The organism is Oerskovia sp. 140933, assembly GCF_059651515.1.
Genome location: NZ_JAMXIO010000043.1, coordinates 21,974 through 28,751 on the forward strand (window position 1 = coordinate 21,974; position 6,778 = coordinate 28,751).

General features: G+C 75.0%; 6 protein-coding genes. 3 read left to right on the forward strand and 3 right to left on the reverse strand.

All coding sequences use genetic code 11. From position 1 onward, the window contains the following. The first annotated feature begins 7 nt into the window (after positions 1-7). Positions 8-1,312: a uroporphyrinogen-III C-methyltransferase gene (cobA, locus tag NHG27_RS17080; protein WP_193718732.1), complete on the forward strand. Its 1,305-nt coding sequence runs from the start codon at positions 8-10 to the stop codon at positions 1,310-1,312. 92 nt (positions 1,313-1,404) lie between these two features. On the opposite strand, the gene fdxA is transcribed toward cobA, so the two are convergent. The 3 genes from fdxA to NHG27_RS17095 form a co-directional block, all read right to left on the reverse strand. Beyond that, positions 1,405-1,722 (reverse strand): ferredoxin, encoded by a 318-nt coding sequence (gene fdxA / locus NHG27_RS17085; RefSeq protein WP_129429411.1) that lies wholly within the window; start codon positions 1,720-1,722, stop codon positions 1,405-1,407. A gap of 195 nt (positions 1,723-1,917) precedes the next feature. Continuing rightward, complete coding sequence (locus NHG27_RS17090) at positions 1,918-2,601, reverse strand: LuxR C-terminal-related transcriptional regulator (protein WP_407671830.1); 684 nt, start codon at positions 2,599-2,601, stop codon at positions 1,918-1,920. A gap of 5 nt (positions 2,602-2,606) precedes the next feature. Continuing rightward, on the reverse strand, positions 2,607-4,118 hold the full coding sequence (locus NHG27_RS17095; RefSeq protein WP_193718731.1) for a PspC domain-containing protein: 1,512 nt from the start codon (positions 4,116-4,118) through the stop codon (positions 2,607-2,609). A gap of 156 nt (positions 4,119-4,274) precedes the next feature. On the opposite strand from NHG27_RS17095, the gene NHG27_RS17100 reads away from it, so the two are divergent. Next, a complete protein-coding gene (locus NHG27_RS17100; protein WP_497017105.1) occupies positions 4,275-5,930 on the forward strand; it encodes a PspC domain-containing protein in 1,656 nt (551 codons plus the stop codon). Continuing rightward, the gene (locus NHG27_RS17105) at positions 5,927-6,727 is read left to right on the forward strand and encodes a hypothetical protein (protein WP_497017106.1); all 801 of its coding nucleotides are present in this window, start codon (positions 5,927-5,929) and stop codon (positions 6,725-6,727) included. Before NHG27_RS17100 ends, NHG27_RS17105 begins: the two co-directional genes overlap by 4 nt. The last annotated feature ends 51 nt before the right edge of the window (positions 6,728-6,778 follow it).

The window sequence follows — 6,778 nt, forward strand, 5'->3', positions numbered from 1 at the left end:
TGGGCGCATGAACTCTGAGCTCTACCCTCTCGGCCTGCGCATCGCGGGTCGCCTCGTGGTCGTCGTGGGCGGGGGCCCCGTGGCCGCACGCCGCGCACGCTCGCTCGTGGCTGCCGGTGCGCGCGTGCGCGTCGTGGCCCCGGAGGTCTGCGAGGACCTCGCCGCGCTGATCGCGCCTCCCCTGCCCGACGGCGTCGCTCGCCCCGACGGTTCCGGCGCGGCCGGGTCCTCGGTCACCTGGGAGGCGCGCGCGTTCCGGACCGGTGACCTCGAGGGCGCGTGGCTCGTGCACACCGCGACAGGGTCGGCCGAGGTCGACGCCGGGATCGCCGCGGAGGCCGAGGCGCTGCGCGTGTTCTGCGTCGCCGCGGGGGACGCCGAGGCCGGGACCGCCTGGGTGCCCGCGGTGGCCAGGGTCGCTGTCGGTCCGGGGGGTGGCGCGCAGGCGTCGGGCACCACCGAGGTCGTCGTGGCCGTGAACGCGGGTGGCGACCCCCGGCGGGCACAGCGCGTCCGGGACGCGATCGACGCCCTGCTCTCGACCGGGGAGCTGCCGCTGCGGCCCGTCCGGCCCGTCCCCGACGGGGGCGTCGGCTCCGTCGCCCTGGTGGGCGGAGGCCCGGGCGACCCGGGGCTCGTCACGGCGCGGGGACGTCGTCTGCTCGCCCAGGCCGAGGTCGTCGTGACCGACCGCCTGGGACCGCGTGCGCTGCTCGACGAGCTGGCGGACGACGTGGTCGTGATCGACGTCGGCAAGACCCCGGGCTTCCACCCCGTCCCGCAGGAGGAGATCAACGCGCTCCTCGTCGAGCACGCGCTCGCCGGACGACGAGTTGTACGACTCAAGGGGGGCGATCCGTACGTGTTCGGCCGGGGAGGGGAGGAGCTCATCGCGTGCGAGGAGCACGGCATCCCCGTCGAGGTCGTCCCCGGCGTCACGAGCGCCGTCTCGGTGCCCGCCGCGGTGGGCATCCCGGTCACGCACCGCGGCCACTCGCGCGGCTTCACGGTCCTGACCGGGCACGAGGACATCGGCAAGGTGCCCGCAGCGGCCGACCACACCGTGATCCTCCTCATGGGCGTCTCGCGCCTGCGTGACTCGGCGGCTGCGCTGATGGCCTCGGGCCGTTCGCCCGAGACGCCCGTCGCGGTGGTCGAGGACGGCTACGGCCCGCGCCAGCGCTCGACCGTCGGGACGCTCGCGACCATCGCCGACGTCGCCGTCGCAGCGGGGGTCCGGGCCCCGGCCGTGACCGTGATCGGTGACGTGGTGCGCGTCAGCCCCGCCTGGCGGGCCGCCGGGCGGGGCTGAGCGCGGCGTTCCGGAGCCACGTGCCCGGGCACGACGAGGGGCCGCCGTCCGCTGGGACGACGGCCCCTCGTCACGTTCCCCCCGCAGCGCGTTCAGGCCTGCGGGGCCAGGGCCGCGATCATGGGGTCGTCCTTGTCGATCATGCCCATCTTCGCCGCACCACCCGGCGACCCCAGGTCATCGAAGAACTCCACGTTCGCCCGGTAGTAGTCGCTCCACTCCGACGGCACGTCGTCCTCGTAGTAGATCGCCTCCACCGGACACACCGGCTCGCACGCACCACAGTCCACGCACTCGTCAGGATGGATGTACAACGACCGCTTGCCCTCGTAGATGCAGTCCACCGGACACTCCTCGATGCACGCCTTGTCCTTCACGTCCACACAAGGCTGAGCAATCACGTACGTCACGTCGGAGGTCCCTTTCATCGGGCCGGAGGGCTTCACCCGGCTGTGTCCAGGCTAGCGCTCCGACGCCGCACCCGAGACCCGCTTCTCACCTGCTAATACGGCGAGATCTCGCGGTTCGTCGGGCACCGTGGCCCGTGCGGGCAGCCCCCGTGCCGCGGGTCCGGCGGGCAGCCCGGCACCGGACCTGGCGCCGTGTCACAGGAGCCGCCGCGCGGCGGCCCAGCGCGTGAGCTCGTGCCTCGACGAGAGCTGGAGCTTGCGCAGCACCGAGGACACGTGGGTCTCGACCGTCTTGACGGAGATGAAGAGCTCCGCGGCGACCTCGCGGTAGGCGTAGCCCCGGGCGATGAGCCGCATGACCTCCTGCTCGCGGGCCGAGAGCCGGTCCAGCTCGTCGTCGGCCACGGCGACGTCCGCCTGACCCGTGCCGAACGCGTCGAGGACGAAGCCCGCGAGGCGCGGGGAGAAGACCGCGTCGCCGCTCGCGACCTGGACCACGGCCCCCGACAGGTCAGGACCGGAGATCGCCTTGGTCACGTAGCCGCGGGCCCCCGCGCGGATGACGGCCACCACGTCCTCGGCCGCGTCGGACACCGACAGCGCGAGGAACCGTGTCGCTCCCAGGAGGTCCGAGCACCGCGTGATGACCTCGGCCCCACCCCCGCCGTTGCCTCCCGGCAGGTGGACGTCGAGCAGCACGACCGGGGGGCGCAGGGCCCGGATCGCCTCGACCGCGCCGTCGACGCTGTCGGCCTCGCCGACGACGTCGACCCGTCCGTCCAGGCTGGCGCGCACCCCTGCCCGGAACATGTGGTGGTCGTCCACGAGGACGACGGGGACCGGCGCCCCCGGCAGCGGGCTGGGCTCGGGCTGGGGGATGGTCGTCACGTGTGCTCCTGAGGTGTTCTGGCGGGCGGTCCGAGCGTGTGCGCGGGGTCCGGGACGGTCGGCGTCGCCGGTCCTCCGTGCACCCCGGACGGGGCGACCGCGGGGGGCTCCACCGGCATCCTAGGTCCGCGCTGCGTCCCGACCGCGGGGGGCGTCGCCGGGGAGTCCGGGCCGTCGTCGCTCTCGGCCGCGCGCTGCACCTTGAGCCGGACCTCGGTGCCCCATCCCGGCCGCGACACGACCTCGGCGTGTCCTCCCTTGCGCGTGACGCGACCGATGATCGACTCACGCACCCCGAACCGGTCGTGCGCGATGTCCTTCATCTCGAACCCGTCGCCGCGGTCGCGGACGAACACCTCGACCGCGTCGCCCGACACCTCGAGGTACACCGACACCGGCGGGCGGCCGTGGGCCACGGCGTTGACGAGGGCCTCGCGGGTGGCCTGCAGCAGGGCGGTGGTCTCGTCGGTCGGGACGCAGTCCCCCACGACGACCACGTCGACCACGACCGCGGCGGTCCCGGCCGGGCCGCCGTCACCCACGGCTCCCGCGGCGCTCACCCCGGAGGCGCTCGCCGCGCCGGCGGCGAGCCGCCAGCTCTGGCGGTCCTCGACCTCGCCCACGAGGGTCCTGAGCTCGGCCGCAAGCGACGTACCAGGGGCAGGCCTGTCGTTGTACAACCACTCCCGGAGCTCGCGCTCCTGGGCGCGAGCCAGCCTCGCGACGGTGTCGGCGTCCGCCGCGCTGGCCCGGACGAGGGCGAGCGTCTGCAGCACCGAGTCGTGCAGGTGGGCCGCGATGTCGGCCCGCTCCGCCTCGCGGGCGCGGGCGGTCCGCTCGTCGCCCAGCTCGCGCACGAGGCGCAGCCACCAGGGCGCCAGCACGATCGCCGCGCCCGCGAGCACCGCGAGCGACGCGGTCGTGGCCCTGACCATGTCCGCGGCCGTCGAGTCCTGCCCGACCAGGAGCAGTACCCCGACGAGGACCAGGAACAGCCCGCCCGCGAGACGCAGCACGCCTGCAGGGGTGCGACCCCCTGCCCGCGACAACCACCGGCCACGCTGGGCGGCGTCGAGCTGCGACCAGGCCAGGGCCGTGCCCGCGAGCGCGATGAGGACCGGCAGGACCCAGGACACCTCGATGTCGACCCCCGCCCGGGAGGCCAGGAGGACGGCCGCCCCGCTCAGCAGGACCACACCGATCGCGACGTCCCGCACGGGCAGCTTGCGCACCTTGCCCTGGAGCCGTGGCGCGATGCGCCGCAACGACGCAGGACGCTCCTCGTCGGCGGCCTGCGCCGGGTCGCCCGCGGGCACCGTGACCCAGAGGAAGACGTACAGGACGATCCCGGCGCCGCCCGTCAACGCGATCAGCGCCATGACGAGACGGATCGCTCCCACCGGCATGTCGAGGTGCAGGGAGAGCCCACGGCACACACCACCGACCCAGCGCCCCTGCTCGGGGCGCCGGAAGGGGAGTCTCCTGGCGGGCTGCGCGGTCGGTGTCACTCTCTGATGGTCACATGCCGACGGGGCCGCGGTGGGCGGAACGCCCGGTTCGTCGCGTGCCGGGCCCAAAGTTCAGGGTCGCCCGATCGCAGGATCAGGGTCGGATCAGGGGAACACCCGATACCGTCCGGGCGCCGTCCGGGACAGGCTGGACCCATGAACACCGAGGACATCTCCCCAGAACCCCCGGCCGGGAGCCCCGCGCCGACCGGGGCCCGGCAGCCCGCCGGGACGCCCTATCCGACGAGCGGTCCGGTCCCCGGTGGCACCGGGCCCGACGGCGGCCCCGGCCAGCCCGGTGGACAGCCCAGCGGCACGGACAGGTTCTTCGACACCGTGCGCCGGATCGGCATCTCGCGGTCCGAGGAGCGCTGGGTCGGCGGGGTCGCGGGCGGCATCGCCGACCGGTTCGGGATCGACCCCCTCATCGTGCGCGGGATCCTCGTCGTCTCGGTGTTCCTCGGGGGCGCCGGCCTCGTCCTGTACGGGCTCGGGTGGGCGCTGCTCCCCGAGGCCCGGGACGGCCGCATCCACCTCCAGCAGGCCATCCGCGGCGACTTCGACGTGGCCATGCTGGGCGCGGCGGCGACGACCGTCGTGGGGCTGAGCTGGAACAACGGCTGGCTCTCCTGGTGGCACTTCGCGGGGCTCGAGTGGCTCGACGGGGCGCTGTGGGTCGCCGCCGTGATCGTCGTGGTCGTCCTGGTCGTCAACCGGCGCAGCGAGCACCGCAGGTACGCCACCGGCGGCGCGCAGCAGTCCCGCGGTCCGTCCGGTCAGCAGGCCGGCGCCCCGCCCCAGCAGCCGCACCCCGCGGCGCCGTTCCCCGGCGCGCCCGCGCAGCAGGGACCGCCTCCCCAGGGCTGGCAGCAGCGCCCGTCCCACGGGGCTCCCGGCGCGGGGGGCCACCCAGCGCCCGGGGCGACGTACCCCGCGACCCCCGCGGCGCCGTCGGGCCCCGCGTACAACGCGTCGGCCCCCGTGCCGCCCCCGGGCTACCCCCAGCGTCCCGTCCCTCCCCAGGCCTACGCCGCCCAGCAGCAGGCGGCCGCGCAGCAGGCCGCCCGCGCCCACGACCACGCCCGCCGACGCGCCGAGCGCGAGACCGAGCGCCTGCGCCGGCTCGACGAGCAGCGTGCCCGGGCGGCACGCCGTCCGCGCGGACCCGGGTCCGCCGTCGTGGGGATCACGCTCGGCCTGAGCCTCCTCGGCGCCGCGATCCTCCTGCTCCTCGAGCGCCGCGAAGTGATCGGCGTGCCCTTCTTCTACACGTGGATCGGCGCGACGATCATCCTGCTCGGCCTCGGCATCGTGGTCTCCGGGCTGCGCGGCCGCACGAGCGGGGCCCTCGGAGGCCTGGCGGTCGTCGCGACGATCGTCGCGCTGCCGATCGTCGGCTGGAACAGCGTCGAGCGCAGCGACATCGGCCTGACGGCTCCCGTCTCCGACGCGACCTACACCGTGACGTCGGTCCAGGACGCGGAGAACGGCTTCTCCTTCACGTTCGGCAACCCCGTCGTGGATCTCAGCCAGCTCGACCTGACGGCCGGCGACCAGGTCGTCGTCCCCGTGAGCCTGCGCGCGGGGAACCTGACCGTGATCGTCCCGGCCGGCACACCCGTCGAGGCGGAGGTCCAGCTCCTCGCGGGCAACGCCAGCTGGACGGTCGACGGTGAGAGCCGCAACATCAACGGCGTCAACACCCGCCCGCACACCTTCACCAGCGACACCGTCTCCGACGGCGCCGACCCCGTGCTCCTGCTCGAGGTCGACGTCGCGGCAGGGGACGTCACCATCCGGGAGGAATCATGACCACCGAGAAGCAGCCTCACGAGTCCGACGACGTGGACCGGACCCAGGCCCTCCCGCCCGTCGACCCCACGGTCGAGCTGCCCGTCACGCCGGGCGAGCCGGGGGAACGCGAGGGTGAGCCCGACGAGCACGCCGCCGCGGAGACGGATGCGGACGCCACCCAGGTGCTCCCCGTCGGGCAGGACGACCCGGACGCCACCCAGGTGATCGAGACGGGCCGCGCGCCCGACGACCTCGCGGACGAGCTGTTCCGGGCCGAACCGACCCAGGCGCTGCCGGTCGCTCCTCCGACCCAGGCGCTGCCGGTCTCCGAGCCGACGCTCACGCTGCCGGCCGCTCCGCCGGCCCCCGGGACGCAGACCGGCGCCCTGCCGGTCTGGGAGGCCTCGACGCACACCCAGGCCTACCCCGTGCAGGACGCCCCGGTCGACCCCGAGCCGGACGTCGTGGAAGGCCCCGCGACTCCCCCGTCGGCGGCGTCACCCGCGGCTCCGTCGCCCGCGCCCTCCCCGGCCGTCGACCCGGCGGCGCAGTGGAACGCCACGGCGCAGCAGAGGGCGCAGCACCCCGACCCGACGCTCGAGGACCCCCGCAACCGCGGGCTGCGGGTGGGGACCGTCGTCTGGGGCTTCGTGATCGTCGCGGTCGGTGCGGGCATCCTCGCCCTCGCGCTCGGTGCGACGTACGACCTGGACCTCGCGCTCATCGCCCTGCTGAGCGTCGCAGGCCTCGTGCTGGTCGTCGGTTCGATCGTGTCGAGCAGCCGCCGCAGCGCCCGCGAGCGGGCCAGGAGATGATCGCCCAGCCGTAGGGGCGGCGTGCACGACGGCGGCGCACCGGTCCGTGGA

What these genes read in the sequence shown, in the direction of transcription:
- cobA (WP_193718732.1), top strand. Translation starts at nt 8, where the DNA reads ATGAACTCTGAGCTCTACCCTCTCGGCCTGCGCATCGCGGGTCGCCTC.
- NHG27_RS17100 (WP_497017105.1), top strand. Translation starts at nt 4,275, where the DNA reads ATGAACACCGAGGACATCTCCCCAGAACCCCCGGCCGGGAGCCCCGCG.
- NHG27_RS17105 (WP_497017106.1), top strand. Translation starts at nt 5,927, where the DNA reads ATGACCACCGAGAAGCAGCCTCACGAGTCCGACGACGTGGACCGGACC.